16 protein-coding genes are annotated in these 18,813 nt (G+C 71.1%); all 16 read right to left on the bottom strand.

Annotated features, from left to right (window positions below):
* Positions 1-46: 46 nt before the first annotated feature.
* Positions 47-841 carry a prepilin peptidase gene (locus BMZ16_RS07160; RefSeq protein ID WP_089798954.1) on the bottom strand — a complete coding sequence of 265 codons (795 nt, stop codon included), beginning with the start codon at positions 839-841 and terminating at the stop codon, positions 47-49.
* Positions 838-2,634 carry a hypothetical protein gene (locus BMZ16_RS07155; RefSeq protein ID WP_255366426.1) on the bottom strand — a complete coding sequence of 599 codons (1,797 nt, stop codon included), beginning with the start codon at positions 2,632-2,634 and terminating at the stop codon, positions 838-840. The genes BMZ16_RS07160 and BMZ16_RS07155 overlap by 4 nt, the downstream gene beginning before the upstream one ends.
* Positions 2,631-3,272: a PulJ/GspJ family protein gene (locus BMZ16_RS07150; protein ID WP_177199626.1), complete on the bottom strand. Its 642-nt coding sequence runs from the start codon at positions 3,270-3,272 to the stop codon at positions 2,631-2,633. The genes BMZ16_RS07155 and BMZ16_RS07150 overlap by 4 nt, the downstream gene beginning before the upstream one ends.
* Positions 3,273-3,298: 26 nt before the next feature.
* Complete coding sequence (locus BMZ16_RS19220; RefSeq protein ID WP_177199625.1) at positions 3,299-4,681, bottom strand: type II secretion system protein; 1,383 nt, start codon at positions 4,679-4,681, stop codon at positions 3,299-3,301.
* Positions 4,682-4,801: 120 nt separating this feature from the next.
* A complete protein-coding gene (locus BMZ16_RS20030) occupies positions 4,802-5,251 on the bottom strand; it encodes a type IV pilin protein (protein ID WP_089798949.1) in 450 nt (149 codons plus the stop codon).
* Positions 5,252-5,402: 151 nt separating this feature from the next.
* Positions 5,403-6,629 carry a type II secretion system F family protein gene (locus BMZ16_RS07140; RefSeq protein WP_089798947.1) on the bottom strand — a complete coding sequence of 409 codons (1,227 nt, stop codon included), beginning with the start codon at positions 6,627-6,629 and terminating at the stop codon, positions 5,403-5,405.
* The gene (locus BMZ16_RS07135; protein ID WP_177199624.1) at positions 6,629-7,915 is read right to left on the bottom strand and encodes a type IV pilus twitching motility protein PilT; all 1,287 of its coding nucleotides are present in this window, start codon (positions 7,913-7,915) and stop codon (positions 6,629-6,631) included. Before BMZ16_RS07135 ends, BMZ16_RS07140 begins: the two co-directional genes overlap by 1 nt.
* A 371-nt stretch (positions 7,916-8,286) precedes the next feature.
* Positions 8,287-9,960 (bottom strand): GspE/PulE family protein, encoded by a 1,674-nt coding sequence (locus BMZ16_RS07130; protein ID WP_089799932.1) that lies wholly within the window; start codon positions 9,958-9,960, stop codon positions 8,287-8,289.
* Between the two features lie 129 nt (positions 9,961-10,089).
* Positions 10,090-10,938, bottom strand: coding sequence for a shikimate dehydrogenase (locus BMZ16_RS07125; RefSeq protein WP_089798942.1), 849 nt, complete (start codon positions 10,936-10,938; stop codon positions 10,090-10,092).
* On the bottom strand, positions 10,935-12,149 hold the full coding sequence (mltG, locus tag BMZ16_RS07120; RefSeq protein WP_089798940.1) for an endolytic transglycosylase MltG: 1,215 nt from the start codon (positions 12,147-12,149) through the stop codon (positions 10,935-10,937). The genes BMZ16_RS07125 and mltG overlap by 4 nt, the downstream gene beginning before the upstream one ends.
* 7 nt (positions 12,150-12,156) lie before the next feature.
* Positions 12,157-12,723, bottom strand: coding sequence for a Holliday junction resolvase RuvX (ruvX, locus tag BMZ16_RS07115; protein ID WP_255366425.1), 567 nt, complete (start codon positions 12,721-12,723; stop codon positions 12,157-12,159).
* A gap of 4 nt (positions 12,724-12,727) precedes the next feature.
* Positions 12,728-15,421 (bottom strand): alanine--tRNA ligase, encoded by a 2,694-nt coding sequence (gene alaS / locus BMZ16_RS07110; RefSeq protein WP_089798938.1) that lies wholly within the window; start codon positions 15,419-15,421, stop codon positions 12,728-12,730.
* Between the two features lie 87 nt (positions 15,422-15,508).
* On the bottom strand, positions 15,509-15,892 hold the full coding sequence (locus tag BMZ16_RS07105; RefSeq protein ID WP_089798935.1) for a hypothetical protein: 384 nt from the start codon (positions 15,890-15,892) through the stop codon (positions 15,509-15,511).
* A complete protein-coding gene (locus BMZ16_RS07100) occupies positions 15,889-16,254 on the bottom strand; it encodes a DUF948 domain-containing protein (RefSeq protein ID WP_089799929.1) in 366 nt (121 codons plus the stop codon). The genes BMZ16_RS07105 and BMZ16_RS07100 overlap by 4 nt, the downstream gene beginning before the upstream one ends.
* 164 nt (positions 16,255-16,418) lie before the next feature.
* Positions 16,419-17,045 (bottom strand): 30S ribosomal protein S4, encoded by a 627-nt coding sequence (rpsD, locus tag BMZ16_RS07095; protein ID WP_089798933.1) that lies wholly within the window; start codon positions 17,043-17,045, stop codon positions 16,419-16,421.
* A 268-nt stretch (positions 17,046-17,313) separates the two neighbouring features.
* A complete protein-coding gene (locus BMZ16_RS07090; protein ID WP_089798930.1) occupies positions 17,314-18,723 on the bottom strand; it encodes a replication-associated recombination protein A in 1,410 nt (469 codons plus the stop codon).
* Positions 18,724-18,813 lie beyond the last annotated feature (90 nt).

Genomic DNA, 18,813 nt, shown 5'->3' with positions numbered 1-18,813 from the left:
CGAGCGTGCACGCGACCGGATGCAACCGGAGACGCCGCCCGGGTCGCTAGGCGAGCAGCGTGGCGTCCAGGTACGCGGCCCAGAGGGTCTCGCCCGTCACGAGCCCGATCGCGCACCCGACGAACATCCAGGGGCCGAACGGGATCCCGGAGCCGCGGCCGGCGCGACCCAGCGCGAGGAGCACCAGCGCGTACAGCCCGCCGCACAGGAACGCGGCGAAGGCGCCGACGACGAGCGCTCCCCAGCCGACCCAGCCCAGGCACAGCCCGAGGACACCTGCAAGCTTCACGTCCCCGAAGCCCATGCCCCGCGGGTTCACGAGCGCTAAGAGGAGGTAGAAGGCCCATAGCGCCCCGCCGCCGACAGCTGCCCGCCCAAGGGCGGGCCAGTCGCTCGTCCCAGCCGCCGCCACCAACAGGAGCCCCGACACGACGAGATAGGAGGGCAGCACGATGGCATTCGGAAGCCGGTGGACGTCGAGGTCGATGAGCGTCAGCGCGACTGCGATCGCGACCAGGTACAGGACTGCGGGGACGAACCAGGGTGCGTCGTCGCGCCGCAGGGCCCACGCCGTCGCGCCGACGAACAGCAGCGCGGTCGCCAGCTCGACAAGCGGATAGCGTTGTGAGATCGACTCACCGCAGTCACGGCACCGGCCACGCAGCACCAGCCAGCCGACGACTGGGACGTTGTCCCGCGGCCGGATCCGGTGCCCACAGCGCGGACAGGAGCTCGGAGGTCGGACGACGGACTCACCACGGGGAACACGCCAGATGACGACGTTGAGGAAGGACCCGACCGCGAGGCCTACCAGGCCCGCGAGGCCGAGGAGCGCGGTCACGCGTCATCCAACGAGGTGCCGTCGGCTGCGAACGCCGGCTCCACCTCGACCCACACGTTGACACCATAGGTCGTGGTCACGGGCGAGAGGAACTTCGGTGGGGCCGTCTGCCGGAAGCGTGTGTCGTACCGGTAGTTCTTGGCGTAGCCGTTGTTGAGGGATCCTCCGCTGCTGGTACCAACCGGTCCCCGGAAGCGTTGGGCGATCGCACCGTTCACCGTCAGGGTGCCGCGCTTCCCGCCCTCGTCATAGTTCTGCACCATGAAAGTGTGGGCGACGGACAAGATCGCCGCGTCGATCTGGCGGTCCTTCCCGAGCAGGGCGGTCCCCGAAGAGTTGACGGGGTTCCACACCCAGACGGCATTGTTGCCGACGAGCCCGAGCATGTCCCCGTCCGGGCTCGAGTCGGTGTACTCCACGTCTCCCGTGACGTAGACGTAGTTCTCCGCCGCGAAGGTCGCACGCCCCTTCAACGTTCCCTCGACGAACAGATCCCCCGCACGACAGCCGTAGGCGGCCGAGAACGGCGGCTTCTCTGTGGTCGAGGTACTCCCGGTCTTCCGCGGGAACCCTATCGAGTTGCTTTCGCTGGCGCAATTGGCTGCGCCGCTGGAGGGGTGCGGCGGGCGACTACCGGTGTGGGTGTTGACGTTCCCGGCAACGTTCGGCACATTCTGCACATACACGATGTGGTTCTGCGGGACGTCAAGCGTCTGACCCACGTACACCCCAGATCCGTCGCGCTTGGCCAGCCCGCCGGACCCCGGCGTCCCGCACTCAGGGTTCGCTGTCCCCGCCGCGCCCGCCTCGTTCGGGTTCGTGTGCTTCGTCCATGGCGAGACGACCGTCATCTTGCCGTTGGCGTGGAGAGTGATCTTCGTCGGACCGGTGTAGAGGCAACCGGGATTGGGGACCTTGGTCGGGATGTCGGGCAGGGTCTCTTTCCGCAGCTCCGCGTTCGTCGCCGGCATACCGATCTTCGAGACGTTCTGCGGGTCGGTCGTGCCGTTCTCGAACCATGGCGCAGTCGTCGAGCTCTGGCGCACGTAGTTCCTGTCGCTGCCGGGGGCGTCGTACGCGGTCGTGACCTTCCCGTGGAACTCCGCCTTCCCGTTCGTGTGGATGGCGTCGTTGGAGTGGACCGGACCGTAGATCTTGTCCTGACCACCGAAGAAGATCTCGCCGCACGAGCTGGGCCGCGTGCCCTCGTAGTAGTAGAAGGCGCAGTTCAGGGTGCTGGTCGGGCTCTTCGCCTGCGGGTCCGAGACCTCGAAGTCGGTGAAGTAGAGGAAGTCGATGAACCCGCGCTGCCTGAGGTCGGCGACGATCGAGCGGGTCTGGCCACCTGAGCGTCCGGTCGAACGCACCCGCAGGATGCCGTCGGAGAGGAACTTCGAGCTGTCAACCTCGTAGCGGAACTGCGCCGTGCCGTCGCTGCCGGCGACTGTTGCCCACGGTCCGCCCGCACCCAGCGCGAAGGCAGGGTTGTCCGCGCCTACCGGCGGCATCTGGACGGGGCTGCCCGCGCTGAACGGTGCCGCGGGGTTGCCGTACGAGTAGTACGTGAGATCCGCCGCGAGCCTGCTCTCGTACTCCTCGACGCCCGCGTACGCGGCGGCGAGGGCGGCGCTCCAGCCCTGGTCGCGCTGCGACTGCCGCGCTGCGCCCGTCGCGTAGGCGATCGCCGCGACCACGAGTCCGGACAGCAGCACCGTGACACCCAGGACGAGGACGAGCGCGGCGCCCCGTTCGCGCTCCTCGACGGGGGTGCGGAGCAGGTGCGACAAGTTCACGGGAGCCTCACTCGGTCGAGGTCGCGGTTCGGGATCCCCACGGCGTTCTGCATGGTGACCTCCGCGGCGCGACCTGTGCTGTCGGCCTGCACCGTCAGCGTGATACGGACCGCTGCGATGAGGCGCTTCTGGTCGTCGGTGAACCCGCCGGCGGGCACCGCCATGGGCTTGTTCTCTTTGTCCAGGTACTGGAAGAGCGGGGGCGCTCCGACCGGGACCGCCCGGGCGATCGGGCGCACAGACGTCGGGGCAGACGCGGGAGGGAAGGCCCACGGGCTCGCGGTCGACGAGGTCTGCCAGCGAGTCTCGATCAGCCGGCGCTGCGCATCGATGGAGAACTGCACCAGCACCGGGCGCGGCTGGGCGGCGTCCGTGTCGATATAGGCGTACACCTTGATCGAGTTGGCACGGGCGTCGACGAACGCTGGCACGTTGGTCGACGCCCCCGTTGGCCTCAGCTCCGTGGTAGCGCGGACAACGCGCGTGAGCTCCTTCATCCCGGTCGAGGCCACCGTCGTCGAGTCCGTGGCCGCCCTCTCCCGCGAGAAGGTCGAGCTGAAGCCCGAGACCATGCCGACGATGAGGAGCGACACGATCGACATCAGCAGCATCGTGACCAGGAGCTCGGGCAGGGTCACCCCGCGGTCGTCGAGGTGGGGGCGCCTCACGGCGTCACCTCCGGCTGCCGGGGGTCGACGGTCACGGTCACACCGCCACCCGTCGCGGCCTTTGTGACGGTGCCCGCGACATTGGGCGAGGGGATGGTGACACGGCCCTCCGGGAGGTCCGTCACGGCGTTCACAGAGGAGCCGAAGTAGAGCCGCCAGGTGCCGTACGGCAGCGCGATCGCGACCTTCTGCCCGTTGGTCGCAGGGATCACCGAGCCGTAGGTGAGCGTCTCACCGCTCGCGCAGCCCGGGGATCCGCTGCCGGGTGACGGGACCGCCACCGCGCGCACGTATCGGTTGGTGTTGCCGACACTGGTCACCTCGACGACGCCCATGGGGAGCGGGAAGGTCGCGGTCGCGCCGGGTAATGCCGCGACGGCGTCGCCGAGGAATCCCCGATGTTCGACCCCGCCGACTGTCGCCGGCGCCCACAACGTGGGGTCCGCCGCGTCGCACTGGCCGGCGAGCGCGTGGTAGCCGGATGTGAAGGGGTGCAGGCGGAACGAGGGACGGCGAGGGTCCGCGGTGGACGTCGCGGTCGGGGCGACCCGCCCGTAGGTGCTCAGGAAGGTGATCTTGAGCGAGCCTGACGTTGGCATGGCCACCGGTCCAGCCGCATGCGGTGCCAAGTGCGTGACGTAGGTGGCGCCCTCGTCGAGCTGGAAACCGATCGACGCCGTCTCGCCCTTCTTCACGACAACGGACTGGCTCGGCTCCGCCAGCTGCCCGTCGCTCACGTGTCCGCTGCGCGACACCGACACGGTGTAGGTCTTCGGTGGCACCCGCAGCACGTAGGTGCAGCCCTGGGCGTCGGTGGGGTTGACCACGCTTCCAGCGCTGGGGCTCGCCTCGACGGTCACACCCTCGTTGCCCTGGCCGTCGGCACGGATGACGGACACGAGGATGGTGCCCTTGTCCGGATCGTTGATGTGCTCGTCGGGGTTCAAGACCGTGTCGCTGCGCACCGGGCGGGCGCCCGCCCGCATGCCCTGCCAGGTGACCGACACGTTGATGCGCTTGTACCGCAGCGCGCCAGCGCTGCCCGTGGACCCGCAGGAGAAGTCATCGTCCGGGTCGCTGACCCACTGGGTTCGACGCTCGACATGAAACGTGTCGGTGCCGACCTCGACATCACGGTCGTCGTCGAGCAGCGCGAAGATGTCAGGCGTATCACGAGCGAGGTCGATCTCCTCGGCTGCAAGATTCGCTGCGATGGCGCGCACACGCGCATCGCGGGACACGTGCAGGACGCTGATGAGCGAGTAGGCGAGGCCCGTGCTCACCAGAGCGAACAAGAACATGGCAACGAGTACCTCGGCCAGGCTGATGCCGTCATCACCGGCGCGGACGCGCCGCAGGCGGTGCCACCAGGTGTGCACGGCATTCCTCCGGGTGCTCGCGGGCCTACGGTCCCGGCTGCCGGCCGGGGCGGGTGTGACGCAAGGGTGCAGAGCATCACCGTGGTGATGCTCTGCACCCCTGGGACGCGGCGTAGAGCGTCAGTCGTCCGCGCCACCCGCGTCGGCGTCGGGACCAGTGATGACGCCCGAGTCGCTGCTGTACGTCCAGACCTTGTCCGTACCGAGGTCGGTGTGCGTCGCCGTGAGCGTGAACGACGTCGCCGTCGGGCTGACCACGGACACCGTGACGCGGTCGGTCTTGTTGTAGCCGTTGTCGTAGATCGACGTTCCGGCGGCGCTCTTGGCGGCGTTGGTCAGGCCCGCGTACGAACCGTTGTTGCTGACGGCGTACGTCTCGGCGGCGAGCGCCGCGTTCTTCAGGTCGGACTCCACCTGCGCCTCCCAGCCCCGGGTGCGCTGGTTGAGGAACGCCGGGATCGCGATCGCGGCGAGAATGCCGATGATGATGATCACGACGAGGAGCTCGATCAGGGTGAAGCCCTTGTCGGCCTCACGCTCGTTCATGGCCTTGCGGACACGAGCCATCATGCTGCTGCCCTGCTTTCGATGTCGGGATTCAGTCGCCGGCCGGTGGCCGGCGGTTCGGTAGTGCTGCATCCCGGTCATCGGGCGGACGGAGGGACCGCTTGAGCGGAGCCGCAGGTTTCACCCGGACGGCCGCGTCCATGTGGCGTACGCCTCACTCCACAAGCTCGAAGATGGAGAAGATGGGCATGTACAGCGCGACGATCATGGATCCCACGATGACGCCCAGGAAGGCGATCATCAGCGGCTCGATGAGTGAGGTGAGCTGCTCGGTGGTTGCCGTCACCTCCTCGTCGTAGAAGACCGCGACCTTCTTGAGCATGTGCTCGAGCGAACCCGAGTCCTCACCGGTGGCGATCATCTGCACGACCATCGGTGGGAACACGGCGTGCTGCGCCAAGGGAACCGACAGTGACTGTCCCTGGCGCACGCTCTGCTGGATGTCTTTGACCGCCAACTCGATGACGTAGTTACCGCTGGTCTGCCCGACGATGTCGAGTGCTTGGAGGATCGGGACGCCAGCGCCCAGCATGGTGCCGAAGTTCCGCGTGAAGCGAGCGATCGCGATCTTCTTGAACAGGTCGCCGAACACCGGGACGCGCAGGGTCAGCGGCTGCACCTTCGACCGGATGGCGTCGTCGTTCTTGTGCTTCCGCCACCAGACGCCGAATGCCACGCCGACCACGACCAGGACCGGCGCGAGCCACTTCATGACGCCCGAGAGAAACACGAGGAACTGCGTGGGCGCTGGCAGGGCTCCGCCCAGGTCGGTGAACATCTGCTCAAAGATCGGCACGATGAACAACAGCATCCCGACGACGGCGAGCAACGCCATGATCAGCACCATCACGGGATACGTCATGGCGGACTTGATCTGTGCCCGGAGCTTTACCTCAGACTCGTAGTTCTCCGCCACGGACGTGAGCGCGTCCTCGAGGAACCCGCCGATCTCGCCGGCCCGGATCATGTTGATCATCAGCGGGGGGAAGATCTCGCGGTGCTTGGTGAGCGAATCTGACAGCGATCCTCCGGTCTCGACGTCGCTGCGCACGGTCGTGAGCGCCTTCGCGAGCGGCTTGCTGTCCGTCTGTTCGGAGAGGATCGTTAGGGCCCGTAGCAAGGAGAGTCCTGCGCTGATCATCGTGGCGAGCTGCCGCGCCATGATCGCCAGGTCCTTGAGCTTCACGGAGTCGCCGAACCCGGGAAGCTTGATCTCGGCCTGCAGACCGCTGTTCGAGATCTCCGTGATCGCAATGGGAGCCATTCCCATGGAACGGAGCCGGTTGGCGACCGCCTCCTCGTTCTGCGCGTCGATCCGCCCCTTGACGACTTTCCCCGTACGGTCCGAGAGCTCGTACTCGTACGTGCGCATGACGGCCATCAGTACCCCCCGAGGGATGCGATCGTGGCGGGGCCCGAACCCTGGACGCCACCGAAGGCACCCCCCTGCGTGGTCGCGGCACCCTGACGCACACGCGACGTGCGTCCGACGAGCTTGTTGAAGTCCTCGATGTGATGGGCCTTGTCCAGGCCGACCTCGTAGGTGATCTTGCCGCGCTTGACCAGCTCCGCCAGGTTCTGGTCCATCGTGTGCATCCCGCTGTCGGCGCCGGCCTGCATCGCGGAGTAGATCTGGTGCGTCTTGCCCTCGCGGACGAGGTTGCGGATGGCCGGTGTCGCGAGCATCACCTCAGTGGCCACGACACGGCCGGTACCGTTCGCCTTCTTGGCGAGCGTCTGGCACACAACACCCTGGATCGCCGAGGCCAGCTGTGTCCGGATCTGCGCCTGCTGACCCGAGGGGAAGACGTCGATGATGCGGTCGATCGTCTGCGCGGCGTCCTGGGTGTGCAGCGTGGCGAACACGAGGTGGCCGGTCTCAGCGGCGGTGAGCGCGACCGAGATGGTCTCGAGGTCGCGCATCTCGCCGACCAGGATGATGTCGGGGTCCTGGCGCAGCACGTGCTTGAGCGCGTTCGCGAAGGAGTGCGTGTCGGCGCCGACCTCGCGCTGGTTGACGATGCACTTCTTGTGCCGGTGCAGGAACTCGATGGGGTCCTCAACCGTCATGATGTGGTCTTCACGTGTCCGGTTGGCGAGGTCGATGATCGACGCGAGAGTCGTCGACTTTCCGGATCCGGTCGGGCCGGTGACCAGGACCAGACCACGGGGCAGCCCGGCGAACGACCCAACCGAGGTCGGCACGCCCAATTCCTCCAGCGGCTTGATCTCGTAGGGGATCACGCGGAAGGCAGCACCGATCGACTCCCGCTGCTGGTACAGGTTGACGCGGAACCGTGCCAGTCCCCGCACCGCGTAGGAGATGTCGAGCTCGAGGTTCGCCTCGTACTTCTCCCGCTGCTTCTGCGTGAGGAACGAGTACAGGCTGCGACGAAGGGGCTCAGGCGTCAGGGTGCCGAACTGGTCGAGGGGTCGCAGCGCGCCGGAGATCCGGACCATGGGAGGCGCACCGGTCGTGAAGTGCACGTCGGACGCACCCAGACGGTGCATCTCGCGCAGCACCTCGTCGATGTGGACGTCACCGTCCTCCCGCCCCGGGGAGGCGCCCGTCCGGCTTGGTCCCGTGGTCGCGGCCGCGCGCGCCGGACCGGCCCCTGCCGGCGGACCGCCCGCACCCGGTACACCCACCGGTGTCGGCAGACGCATGCCGGAGGCCGGTGGGTGCTGGTGGTCCGGGGGCGGGACGCTCCCGGCCGGCACGCCGGGATACCCCTGAACCGCGGGCGCGGCGGGTACCACGTGGCTCTGCGACGGCACCGGCTGATACGTCTGACTCTGCGACGGCACCGGCTGGTACGTCGCGCCGGGTAGGGCCGCGGGCGCGTCGGGCTGCGGCCCCGCCGGTCGGTACGGAGGCAACGGCCGCGTCGGCTCCCAGGACGGCACCCTGTAGTTCTCACTCACGTCGTCTGCCTCCCAGGGGGTTCACGCACCGGCGCCCGCACGCCATGCGGGCCCGCCAACACCATCGGCCCGGGCACCGCGTGACTTGAGTTCTCGTGCGTCGCAGACGCACGTCACGCGACGACGCGCAGGATCTCCTCGATCGACGTCAGGCCGTCGGCGACCTTGTACCACCCGTCCTCGCGCAGCCGGCGCATCCCCTGCTTGACGGCCGTAGCGCCGATGTCGGCCGATGACGAGTGGGCGACGGCGTGGCGCTCGATGTCCTCGGTGACCCGCATCACCTCGTGCAGCGCCAGCCGCCCCTTGTACCCGGTGCGCGAGCACGCTGAGCACCCGGTCGGCCGGTACAGCTGGGGCAACGGCTCCCCCGGCACCCACGGGAACTGCGCGGCCTCGAGCTCGACGGGCGTCGGTTCGTACGGTTCCTTGCACTTCGTGCACAGCCGGCGCGCGAGCCGCTGCGCGACCACGCAGTCGAGGGCCGATCCGACCAGGAACGGCTCGATGCCCATCTCCGTCAGGCGTGTCACGGCCGACGGGGCGTCGTTCGTGTGCAACGTCGAGAGCACGAGGTGGCCCGTCAACGACGCCTCGATGGCGATCTGCGCGGTCTCGTGGTCGCGGATCTCACCGAGCAGCACCACGTCGGGGTCGGACCGGAGGATCGAGCGCAGGGCGGCGGCGAACGTCAGACCGGCCTTGGGATTGACCTGCACCTGGTTGATGCCCGGGAGCCGGTACTCGACCGGGTCCTCGACCGTGATGACGTTGATCTCGGGCTTCGACACCGCGTTCAGCGTCGCGTAGAGCGTCGTGGACTTGCCCGACCCCGTGGGTCCGGTCACGAGGATCATCCCGTAGGGCTTCGTGTACGACTCGCGGTACGTCTCGTAGTTGTGCTCGAGGAACGACAGGTCGCGCAGGTCGAGGCTCGCGGTGGAGTTGTCGAGGATGCGCATGACGATCTTCTCGCCCCACACCGTCGGCAGTGTCGCCACGCGCAGGTCGATCTTGCGCCCGTTGTGGGTGACGGACATGCGCCCGTCCTGCGGCTTGCGCTTCTCCGCGATGTCGATGTCGCTCATGATCTTCACGCGGCTGACGACGCCGCCGGTGATGTTCTTGGGCGAGCGCTGCGTCTCGTGCAGGACACCGTCGATCCGGTACCGCACCCGCAGGTCGTGCTCGCTGGGCTCGATGTGGATGTCGGACGCGCGGTCGGTGATGGCCTGCGTCACCAGGAGGTTGACGTAGCGGACGATCGGCGCGTCGTCGTCGACCACGTCGCCGATGCGGCTGACGTCGGTCTCCGGCTCGGCTGCCTCCTCGACGAACGCCGACGAGAGGTGCTCCATCTCGCCGTCGGCACGGCAGAACCGGTCGATCGCGCGCAGGACATTGTCGTAGGTCGCAACGACGGGAACCACGTGCAGGCCGGACAGTGTCCGCACGTCGTCGACCGCGACGACGTTGCCGGGGTCGGCGGTCGCGAGCACCAGGGCGCCACCACGCAGGGCGACGGGCAGCACGGCGTGACGCCGGCAGACGCTCTCGGACACCAGCGCGACCGCGTTGCGGTCCACCGGGTACTCGTCCAGGTCGACGAACTCCATCCCGACCTGCGCGGCCAGCGCCTGGACCAGCTGGGCCTCGGTGAGGATGCCCAGCTCGACGAGCGTGCGTCCCAGGGACGTGCCCATCGCGGTCTGCTCGTCCAGCGCGGCCAGCAGCTGCGCCTCCGTCACCAGGCCCTGGGTCAGCAGGATCTCCCCGAGCTGCTTCACGCGCACGCCTCCTCGTCCGGGGGCCCCGGTGGACCCCTCGGACGGCATCGGCAGCGCGTCGGCACGTCTGAAGCCCCACGGGCCACCCGTGCCGCGGAGCACGCCCGTGGGTCGCGCGTGCGGGTGACGTCAGCCGACGGGTGCGAGCGCGCCCGTCAGCGCGGCGTCCATCGCCGCCAGCGGCGCCGTGCGCCCGGTCATGAGCCGCACCTGCTCCGCCGCCTGGTGCAGCAGCATCCGCTCCCCGCCCACCACGCGCCCGCCGCGCGCGGCCCACGCCGCGGACAGCGCCGTGGGGCGCGGGTCGTAGCAGACGTCGAGCAGCGCACCGCGGACGGACCCGGGCAACGCCGCCGCGAGCGGGTCGGCCGCGTGCGCGGGCAGCGTGCTCACGACCACGTCGCGGCGCCCGACCTCCCCCGCCGCGTCGTCCAACCGGCACAGCCGGGGCTCGACGCCCATGCGGTGCGCAGCACGCAACAGGGCCCCGGCGCGGGCCTGGGACCGGACGTACACGCGCGGCGTGGGGCAGCCGAGCTGGGCCAACGCGGCCAGGGTGGAGGACGCGGTGGCGCCCGCCCCGACGACGGCCGCCGAGGACACTCCCCCGGTGACCCCGGCCTCCCCCAGCGCCGCGACGATCCCGTGCACGTCGGTGTTGGCCCCCGTGAGCATGCACCCGGCACCGGAGCCCTGCGGCAGCACCGTGTTGACGGCGCCCACGACCTCCGCGAGCGGCTCGACGTGGTCGAGCAGCGGGATCACGGTCTGCTTCAGCGGCATGGTGAGGCTGAGCCCCGCCCACGTGTCGTCGAGGTCCGCGAGCAGCGCGGGCAGCGCGTCCTGCGTCACGTCGACGGCGTCGTAGCGCCAGCCGTCGAGCCCCAGCGCGGTGTACGCGGCGCGGTGCAGCACGGGCGACAGCGAGTGCGCCACGGGGTGCCCCAGCACCGCGGCGCGACGTGCGGCGGTCGTCACCCGGAGTGCTCCGCCTGCCACTGGCGCAGCAGCGCGACGTTCTCCTGGTGCTCGTCGTACGTCTCGGCGAACCGGGTCTCACCGGTCTCGAGGTCGATCGCGACCCAGAACACCCAGTTGCCGGGCGCGGGGCTCAGCACGGCGTCGATCGACACGGCCCCCGGGGAGGCGATCGGCGTCGGCGGCAGACCCAGGTGCTTGTAGGTGTTGTACGGGTTGGACGGGTCCTGGGTGTTCTCCCGCGTGAGCTGCGTGCCGGAGATGCCCAGCCCGTAGGCGACGGACGCGTCGATGTCGAGCGTCATGCCGCGGTCCAGACGGTTCTCGATGGCGCGGGCCATGATCGGCCGGTCCTCGTGCATCTTGGCCTCGCGCTCCACGAGCGACGCCTTCGTCAGGACGGCCTGCCACTGGTCCTGCGGGACACCCTTGGCGGTGAGCGTCTCGACAGTCTTGGCGACCATCGGCGCGAGCACGGCCGCGGCGGACGTGTTCGGCTCGACCTGGTACGTCGACGGGAACAACCAGCCCTCGATCTTGCCACCGGCCTCGGCCGGCAGGCCGATCGCGGCGGGGTCGCCCTCGGCCGCGGCGCGCAGCTCCTCGACCGGGATGAGCGTGACCTTGTTGATGCGGGTGTAGATGTCCTCGGCGGAGAACCCCTCGGGGATCGTCACCTTCATCGAGACCCGGCTCTTCGGGTCGAGCAGGGCGCGTACCGCGTCCTCGGCCTTCATCTCCAGCAGCAGCTGGTACGACCCGGGCTGGATCCCTGCGGCGTCCGGGTTGTTGTCGAACGCCTCGCGGAACGCCCCCTCGGACGCCACGATGCCGGCGGAGTACAGCGTCGTGGCGATGGCTGCACCGGAGTCGCCGGCGTTGATGACGACCGTCGGCGCACCCGGCCGGCCGGGCCCCGGGTAGTCCGTGACCTCCTTGGACTGCGCGGAGCCGCCGAACAGCGACCCGCCCATGAGCGAGTAGACGACGTAGCCGGCGCCGGCGACGAGGATCAGCGCGACCACCAGCACGGAGATCGTGCGGCGGCGCCGCTGCTTGCGCAGGCGCTCCTCGCGCTTGCGGCCGGACGCGCGCGAGCGTCGACGCGGCTCGGGCGCACCGGGCGCACCGGCCGACCGCTCACCGCCGAACAGCTGCGTCACGCTCTCGTCCGACTTCACCGGGGCCCACCACTCCGTCTGGTTGCTCACCTGCGCGTCACTCCACAGTCGTCGTGCCGTCGCCCACAACCCCCCGGCGCGCCGTTGCGGATCGGCCGGGGTCCACCTCGACCCGTTCCCCGGGCCGACGGCCCGTGGATCTCTCCGTGTCCAGCGCGTGCTGCAGGATCACCACCGCGGCCGCCTGGTCGACGACCTGCCGGTGGCGGCGTCCGGATCGGCCGGCCGCCTGAAGCGCGTGATGTGCGGTCACCGTGCTCATCCGCTCATCCACGAGCCGGACCTGGACAGGGCCGACCGCGTGCGCCAGTGCGACAGCGTACGCGCGCGCGAGGCCCGCCGACGACCCCTCGGCGCCGGAGAGGTGCCGCGGGAGCCCGACGTACACGACATCGGCACCCCGTTCGCGCGCCTCCTGCGCGATCGCGGCGACGTCCGCGGCCGTCGAGGCGGGCTTGCCGGCGGCACGCGCGAGCGTCGCGACCGGGGTCGCGAGCGTGCCGTCGGGGTCGCTCGTCGCGACCCCGACGCGCACGGACCCGACGTCCACCGCGAGCCGCACGGCACGCGTCACGGCATCGAGGTCACCCCGGTCGCTCGGCACGACGTCAGCCCCGGACCGCCGCGACGACGCCCTCGAGCGCCTCGGTCAGCCGGCCGGCGTCGGTGCCGCCGCCCTGCGCCACGTCGTCCTTGCCGCCGCCCCCGCCACCGAGCACGCCGGATGCGGTCCGCACCAGCACACCGGCACGGTGGCCCGCCTCGCGCGCCGCGGCGTTCGTCGCGACGACGACCACGGGACGGCCCTTCGCGACGCCGCCGACGGCCACGACCGCGGGCGACGCCTCACCGAGGCGGCCCCGCACGTCGAGCGCCAGCGTGCGCAGGTCGTCGGGTGCGGCGACCTCGCCCGCGTCGTGGGCGACGACGAGCGCGGTGCCGACCTGCGTCGCACCCGCCGCGAGCGTTCCGGCGGCCGCGAGGAGCTGTGCCTGGCGCAACGCGGCCAGCTGCTTCTCGGACTCGCGCACCCGCGTCAGCAGGGACGACACGCGGTCCCCGAGCTCGTCGGGGCGCGCCCCGAGCAGCCCGGAGAGCTGGCTGACCAGGGCGCGCTCCTTGGCCTGGTACCCGTAGGCGGAGTCGCCGACGAGGGCGTCGACGCGCCGCACGCCGGACCCGATGGACGACTCCCCCAGGAGCGTCACCAGGCCGAGCTCGCCGGACCGGCGCACGTGGGTGCCGGCGCACAGCTCGCGCGACCAGTCCCCGCCGATCGACACGACCCGGACCTCGTTGCCGTACTTCTCGCCGAACAGCGCCATCGCACCCAGGGCGCGCGCCTCGTCGATCGCCATGACGCGGTCGGTCACCTCGAGGTCGTCCTGCAGCCGCTCGTTGACGCGCCCCTCGATCTGGGACAGCGACGAGCCGGGCACACCGGAGCCGGAGCGGAAGTCGAACCGCAGCCGGCTCGGCGCGTTCTCGGACCCGGCCTGCGTCGCGGTGTCGCCCAGCTCCTCGCGCAGCGCCTTGTGGACCATGTGCGTCGCGGTGTGGGCGCGCGCGATCGCACGCCGACGCGCGGTGTCGATCGTGGCGGTGCCGGCGTCGCCGAGCGTGAGCGTGCCGTCGACGAGCCGCCCGTGGTGCACCGACAGGCCCTTGATCGGCGCCTGCACGTCGTCGACCTCGACGATGCCGCCGCCCTCGAGGCTGATCGTGCCGGTGTCGGCGAGCTGACCGCCCGCTTCGGCGTAGAACGGCGTGACGTCGAGCACGACCTGGACGTGCGCGGGCGCGGTGGCCGCCGGCGCGGGCACCCCGTCGACGAGCAGACCGACGACCCTGGCCTGGGCCGTGGTGTCGGTGTACCCGACGAACGTGACCGGGCCGCCGTTCTCGCTGCTCAGCGCCTGGTGCAGCTGCTGGTACGCGCTGGTGTCGGCGTGGCCGGTCTTCTTGGCCAGCGCGTCCGCGCGGGCACGCTCGCGCTGCGCCTGCATCAGGGTGCGGAACGCCTGCTCGTCGACGCTGACGCCGTGCTCGGCCGCCATCTCCAGCGTCAGGTCGATCGGGAAGCCGTAGGTGTCGTGCAGCGCGAACGCCTGCTCACCGGTCAGCACGACGCCGCCCTGGCCGCCGGACGCCTTCGCCTTGGTGACGGCGCCCTCGAAGATCGTCGTGCCGGCCGTCAGCGTGCGGAGGAACGCGTCCTCCTCGCCGTACGCGATCTGCGCGATGCGGTCGAAGTCCCGCGCGACCTCCGGGTACGACGCGCTCATCAGGTCGCGGCTGATCGGCAGCAGCTCGGGCAGCGCGGCCTCCTCGACGCCGAGCAGACGCATGGAGCGCACCGTGCGGCGCACGAGCCGGCGCAGCACGTAGCCACGTCCCTCGTTGGACGGCGAGACGCCGTCGCCGATGAGCATGAGCGACGAGCGCACGTGGTCGCCGATCACGCGCAGCCGCACGTCGTCCTCGCCGCCCGCGCCGTAGCGCCGGCCCGTCAGCTCGGCCGCGCGCTGGATGACCGGGAAGACCTCGTCGGTCTCGTACAGGTTGTTCTTGCCCTGCAGCAGGTACGCGATGCGCTCGAGGCCCGCGCCGGTGTCGATCGCCTTGCGCTCGAGCTCGCCCAGCAGCGGGTAGTCCTTGCCCCGCCCCTCGCCGCGCACGAACTGGTCGAAGACCAGGTTCCAGATCTCGAGGTACCGGTCGCCGCCGGGGTCGACCGTGCCGCCCTCCGCCTCGGGACCGAACTCCGGGCCGCGGTCGTAGTGCCACTCCGCGCAGGGACCGGCGGGGCCGGGCTGGCCGGTGTCCCAGAAGATCTCCTCGCGCGGGAGCCGCACGATGTGACGCTGGTCGACGCCGACGCGCACCAGCGCGTCCGCGGACTCGGCGTCCTCGTTCCAGATCGTCACCCACAGCCGGTCGCCGTCGAGCCCGAGACCCCCGGACTCCTGGGGGGCCGTGAGGAACTCCCAGGCCAGCTCGATGGCACCGGTCTTGAAGTAGTCGCCGAACGAGAAGTTCCCCATCATCTGGAAGAACGTGCCGTGCCGCGTGGTGCGGCCGACGTTCTCGATGTCGTTCGTGCGGATGCACTTCTGCACGCTCGCGACCCGGGGCCAGGGCGCGTCCTGCGTGCCGAGGATGTACGGGATGAACGGCACCATGCCGGCGATCGTGAAGAGGATCGACGGATCCGGGGAGATGAGCGGCACGGACGGCGCGATGGCGTGGTCCTTGCTCGCGAAGTAGTCGAGCCAGCGCTGGCGGATCTCGGCGGTGCGCATGTCGTCCTCGTCAGGTGCGGTCCGCCGCCGGAGGGCGGCGGACGGTTCGGGTGGGCCGGGTACGGCCCGGGTGGTGCGGGCTCACGCTCAGAAGAACGGGGCCTGCTCGTCGTCGTCGGGGTCCGTGGTGGGTTCGTCGGCCCAGCCCCGGGCGCTCAGGTCGCCGGCCAGGGTCCCGGCGGCCGGGCGGCCGAACGCCTCGCGCAGCTCGGCGCGGTGCCGCGGGGCGTTGGCCCGCACGGTGTCGACGTCGACGTCGCCGACGAGCGCCTCCAGGAGCTCCGCCTCACGCTCGGCGACCCCGCTGCGGAAGTCCTCGCGGGCGGCGCGCAGCGCCTGGCCCACGCGCACGGCCCCCGCGACGGCGTCCGTCGATCCCGGCGGCGCGTAGTGCGCCACCAGCCGACGGCCCTGCCGCACGACCACGACCGTGAGGGCCGCGCCCACGCCGACCCAGAACAGGCGCCTCATCGCACGCCACCGCCGGCGCGCAGCCCGGCCAGGGCCCGGCGCACGCCGTACGAGAAGGCGGCGACCTTGAGCAGCGGGGCGCCGACGGTCGCCGTGACCAGCGACGTCAGGGCGGAGACGTTCTCCCCGACCTGGGCCGCGGCGGTCGTGACGGTGTCGACCTTGTCGATCTGCGTCGCGGAGGACGCGACGACGCGGGCCGTCTCGTCCAGCACCGGCAGCGCGTGGTCGGTGATCTCCTTGACGGAGGTGCGGGTCTCGTCCAGCACGTCGGCGAGCCGCAGCAGCGGGCGCGCGACGAACCCGACGAGAGCCACGAACGCGATCGCGGCGATGAGCCCCGCGACGTCACCGATCGACACCATGTCCGACACTCCTCACGCCTGGGTCCTCGTCCGGTTCCGGACCACGTCACCCTACCCGCGCGCCGGTGCCGCACCACGCGCGGCGCGGGCGTGCGTCGTCCGGACGCGCGAACGCCCCGCCGGCACAGGTGCGCGGCGGGGCGTCCGTCGGGAGGAACGGGTCAGCGGGCGTAGTACTCGACGACCAGCTGGACCTCGCACGTCACGGGGACCTCGGCGCGCTTGGGGCGACGCACCAGCGTGGCGCTGAGCTTCTCGAGCTGGACCTCGAGGTAGCCCGGCACGGCCGGCAGCACGTCGCGGTGGGCACCGGCGGCGGCGACCTGGAACGGCACCGTGGCCTGCGACTTCGGCTTGATCTGGAGGGTCTGGCCCTCCTTCACGCGGAACGACGGGCGGTCCACGATCTTGCCGTCGACGAGCACGTGACGGTGCGTGACCGTCTGGCGCGCCTGCAGGATCGTGCGGGCGAACCCGGCGCGCAGCACCAGGGCGTCCAGACGCGTCTCGAGGTCCTCGACGAGGGCCTCACCGGTCAGGCCCGGGGCCTTGCGGGCGTTCTCGTACGCCTTGGCGAGCTGCTTCTCGCGCAGCGCGTACTGCGCGCGCAGACGCTGCTTCTCGCGCAGCCGCACCGCGTAGTCCGACTCGGTGCGGCGACGGGCGCGGCCGTGCTCACCCGGGGGGTAGGGGCGCTTCTCGAAGTGCTTGACGGCCTTGGGCGTCAGGGCCAGGCCGAGCGCGCGGCTCAGGCGGACCTGGCGACGCGAGCGGGTCACGTTGCTCACAGAGGTACTTCCTGTCGTGTCGATGGACGAGCACACCCGCGCACCGGACGAGGTCCGGACGGAAAGGGTTCCGGCGGGCGTGGGGCCGACCACTGGTGCGGCGCCCAGACCGTCGCAGGACGGTCGGCGCCACGGGCTAGGGCCCCAGGTGCTGCTTGCTGGTGGTGCTCGTGCGGCGGACCGCACGATCGCCCGCACGCGGCGGACGACCGGTCCATGCTACCCGACGACCACCGTCCGACCGACCGCGGCGTGCGCACACCGACCGTCACCCGCCGGACGTGCCCGAGCCCGACCGCGTCCCGGGGTCGAGGATCGAGCGGATCCGCGTCAGCCGCTCCCCCACCGACCGCTCGAACCCGCGGTCCGACGGCTCGTAGTAGCGCGTGCCGGCCAGCTCGTCCGGCAGGTACTGCTGCGGGGCGACCGCGTGCGGCTCGTCGTGCGCGTAGCGGTAGCCCTTGCCGTGGCCCAGCCCCTGCGCACCCGCGTAGTGGGCGTCGCGCAGGTGGGGCGGGACGCTGCCGATCCGGCCCGCCCGCACGTCGGCGAGCGCCCGGTCGATGCCGAGGTACGCGGCGTTGGACTTCGGGGCCGTCGCCAGGTGCACGACCGCCTCGGCCAGGATGATCCGCGCCTCCGGCATCCCGATCAGCGCGACGGCCTGCGCGGCCGCGACCGCGGTCTGCAGCGCGCTGGGGTCGGCCATGCCGACGTCCTCCGCCGCCGAGATGACGATGCGGCGCGCGATGAACCGGGGGTCCTCCCCCGCCGCGATCATCCGCGCCAGGTAGTGCAGCGACGCGTCGACGTCGGAGCCGCGGACCGACTTGATGAACGCGCTGATGACGTCGTAGTGCTGGTCGCCGTCGCGGTCGTACCGCACGGCCGCGACGTCGATCGCGCGCTCCATGGTGGCGAGGTCGACCGTGGCGGGCGTCGCGTCGTCGGCCGCAGGGCCACGGTCCGCGAGCGCCGCCCCGGCGGCCGCCTCGAGGATCGTCAGCGCCTTGCGGGCGTCGCCACCCGCGAGGCGCAGCAGGTGGTCGAGCGCGTCGTCGTCCAGCGCGACGGAACCCGCCAGGCCCCGCTCGTCGCGGACGGCACGCTCGACGAGGGCGCGCACGTCGTCCGTGGTCAGGGGCTGCAGCGTGAGCAGCAGGGAGCGTGACAGCAGCGGGGAGTTGACCGAGAACGACGGGTTCTCCGTGGTGGCGGCCACGAGCGTGACCCACCTGTTCTCGACGCTGGGCAGCAGCGCGTCCTGCTGGGCCTTGGTGAAGCGGTGGACCTCGTCGATGAACAGCACGGTCTCCGACCCGTCGGACGCGAGCCGGCGCCGGGCGTCCTCGACCACGGCCCGCACGTCCTTGACGCCCGCGGTGACGGCGGACAGCTCGACGAAGCGCCGCCCCGAGGTGCTGGCGACGAGGTAGGCCAGGGTCGTCTTGCCGGTCCCGGGCGGCCCCCACAGGATCACCGACGACGGTGCCGCGCGGCGCGACGCCTCGTCGGCGGGCTCGACCAGGCGGCGCAGCGGCGAGCCCGCCACGAGGAGGTGCCCCTGGCCGGCGACCTCGGCGAGGGTGCGGGGTCGCATGCGCACCGCGAGGGGGGCCCCGGCGCCGGGCGCGGGCAGCCCCTGCGCGGTCGAGACGACCGCGTCGAACAGGTCCATGCCTGCGAGCCTACGCACCGCCGGCGACAGCACCGCGCACGGTCACGGCGGCGCACGACGCGGCGTCCGCGGCCCGTGACATGCGCCGGT

Origin of the sequence: Cellulomonas sp. KH9 (assembly GCF_900114185.1) — a bacterium.
Classification (GTDB): Bacteria; Actinomycetota; Actinomycetes; order Actinomycetales; family Cellulomonadaceae; genus Cellulomonas.
The sequence above is the reverse complement of the archived record's forward strand: the minus strand, read 5'-3'. Positions and strand labels throughout refer to the sequence as shown.